The organism is Prosthecobacter sp. (genome assembly GCF_044378005.1).
Lineage (GTDB): Bacteria > Verrucomicrobiota > Verrucomicrobiia > Verrucomicrobiales > Verrucomicrobiaceae > Prosthecobacter.
Genome location: NZ_JBILYB010000323.1, coordinates 1 through 2,713, shown reverse-complemented (window position 1 = coordinate 2,713; position 2,713 = coordinate 1). Strand labels below are relative to the sequence as shown.

General features: G+C 62.8%; 2 protein-coding genes. Both read left to right on the top strand.

Annotated elements, in window-relative coordinates; all coding sequences use genetic code 11:
* A partial coding sequence (locus AC6FTP_RS26780; protein ID WP_497209956.1) for a hypothetical protein occupies nucleotides 1-738 on the top strand: 738 nt, incomplete at its 5' end.
* The coding region (locus AC6FTP_RS26775; protein WP_497209955.1) for a hypothetical protein at nucleotides 693-2,713 on the top strand (2,021 nt) is incomplete at its 3' end. The genes AC6FTP_RS26780 and AC6FTP_RS26775, both read left to right, overlap by 46 nt.

Below are 2,713 nucleotides of genomic sequence, written 5' to 3'. Positions count from 1 at the left end.
TGGGGTGAAAAGGAACTCGCCGGCGGCCTGCGTCCACGAGTCGTCACGCGCTTTACCTTGATCACGCTCTGGCTCTTTGGCTGCCAGGCCATCACCGCCCTCATCACCAGTGATCTCGGCATGTTCCTCTACTTCGTGCCCATGGCGCTCGTGCTCGCCGCCGTCGGCCTCTGCGCCTCGTGGGAGGGACTCGTGCGCAGCCTGCGTGTCAGCAAAGAGGAGCTGAAACGCGACAAGCCCTGGCTCGCCAGCATCGGCGGCATTGGTCTTGTTTTGCCGCTGTTCATGATGCTGCTCGTCTTCACGGCACCGAAGGCGCTCATCAGCACCTGGCCCGGCCTGCTCGATGAAATGGCCAGCGATGAGGAACTCGTCACCGACAGCACCCTGCTGCGCGTGCTGCAGTTCGCCGATGAAGACTACCTCATCAACCTTGGCACCGATACCGCCGAGCGCATCGCCCAGGACCACGCCATCATGGCGAACTACGCCCATCGCGGCCTGTTTGGCGAAGGCTACCTCCAGGTCGATGTCCTCAGCGCCAAAGCCGTCACCGCGCTGAATGACAACGTCTCCGCCGTCTTCATCTTCGCCCAGTTCGGCGTCGTCGGCGCGCTGGCCGTGCTTTCTCGCTGGGGGGTGAAAAGCTGCCCTCACTGGTCAGCGAGAACCTTTACCTCGGCTTTTCCGCCATGGATGAGGACGGCGCTCCCTCCGCACAGGACTATCGAGTGCTGAATCTCAATGCCTGGACTCAACCGGGCAAAAACCAGAGCCATCACCGCGCCCGCGCCTTTGAACTCTACGGCGATGAATCACCGCTCGCCCGGCTGATGCTGCATGGCGAGCAGGTGGTGCTGCAGCTCACCGACACGGCGCAATGCCAGATCAAGCTCAACGGCGAGGTCATCAACCGCACGGGCTCCGATGCCGTTAAGAAGTTCCTGGCCCGCAGTGCCGACATGAAGGACGTGAAACTGCCAAACAACTCTGCGCCGCTGCGTGATGGCGACCGCCTGCGCATCCTGCATCTGCGCACGGGTCGTGAGATCGCCCTGCGCTATGGCCGCTACGCGGGCGGCATGGTCAGCCGTCGCTGGCTGGAGGACGGCCGCGAGGTGAACCTCGTCGATCCCGAACTCGCCGCCGAGTTGCCTTACTTCCAGCAGCTCCAGGACGCGCTGAATCGCTTCGTGCAGGAGCATCCGAAGCCCGACCAGATCGGCCAGCCGAACCTTCGCCCCAGCATTGATCGCGGTCTGCATAGCAGTGTGAACCGCATCTTTCTCGACACGGTGCGAGGCTTTGACACACGCCGCTCCTCCGTGCGGAACATCCAGCTCGAACCCGCCTCCATCTGCATCATCAACGCGCTAAATGGCGATGTGCTCGCCATGCCGTCCTATCCGGCTCCTGCTGACATCGCGGAGATGCGCCAGCGTGCTCAGGCAGGCTCCATGCCCGGCGTCACCGAAGCCAAACTGCGCCGCCTTGGACTGAACCAAAACCTCACGCTCATCCCCATCGGCTCCACCACGAAGCCGCTGTTTGCCAGCGCCGTGTGGGACACGCATCCCGAACTCAGCAAGCTCGTCATCGACGAACCCGCCGGAGGTCGTGAAACCTTGCTCGGCTACAAGCTCGCCGCCCCCTATGGTACGGTGGGACCGCGCCGCGTGGACTCCAACGGCTTCCTGCGCATGTCGTCGAATGATTACACCCTGCATCTCGGCCTGTTGATGCTGGCAAAGGATGTGCGGATCGGTGCCAACGGCTCGCCCATTTTTCCCACGGCCAAGGCGGATCTCTCCAGCTACTTCCGGGGCGACACCATCCCTGGCGGGCTCGACAGGCCTGAGGTCACTGCCTTTCCCAAGTTGGCTGAATGCTACGATGTCGGCCTCACTCAAAACATGGCCGCCGGTTCCATCGAGCAATGGGAGGCCGGAGTGCTCGTGCCGATGCTGAAGCAGATCGGCGTGGAGGATGACATCCTCAAACCACTGCCAGCGAAGACCAAAAAAGAAGGTGAGGAGGAAGACCCCAAGGCTGTGATGCAGTCCCTCGTCTATAACAGCTTCTCCAGCGTGCTGCCCGAGCGTGCGAATCTGCAGCTCGATGCCGTCAGCAGCGTGCGTGGCAAATACACCTCCATGCTGCTCGGCTCTGGAACAAACTACTGGAGCAATCTCAAGCTCGCCGAAGCCTACGCCCGCCTCGGCACGGGACGCAAAGTGCAGGCCCGCCTCACCGTCGATGCGAAGAAGGAAACCCAGCTCGAAGACTTCGCCGAGCTGCCCCTGACCGATGAAACCCTCGCCAAAGTCCACGCCGGGATGCAGCAGTGTGCCGAAGGCCTTGAAGGCAGCACCGCCACCCGTATCAGCGACTCCATCACCGCCGCGCGAACCAAGTTCGCCGCCAAAGGACTCACCCTTTTCGCCCTCGCCAAAACCGGCACCGCCACCCGCCGGGCACCGGTGAAGAAAGGAAACGTCATCCTCGAAGATAAACGCGAGTGCGCTGCCTTCTGCCTCTACCTCGAATTGCGCGACAAAAGCGGCAAGCCCGTCGCCGCCCTCAGCTCCGCCACCTACCTCCAGGACCGCGCCGCCACCAAAGGCGGCACCAGCCCGAAGAACTCCGCCGTCGCCGTGCAGCTCACCGAGGACTTCTTCCCTGAACTCGTGGCCTGGCTGGAAAGCCAGCCGGG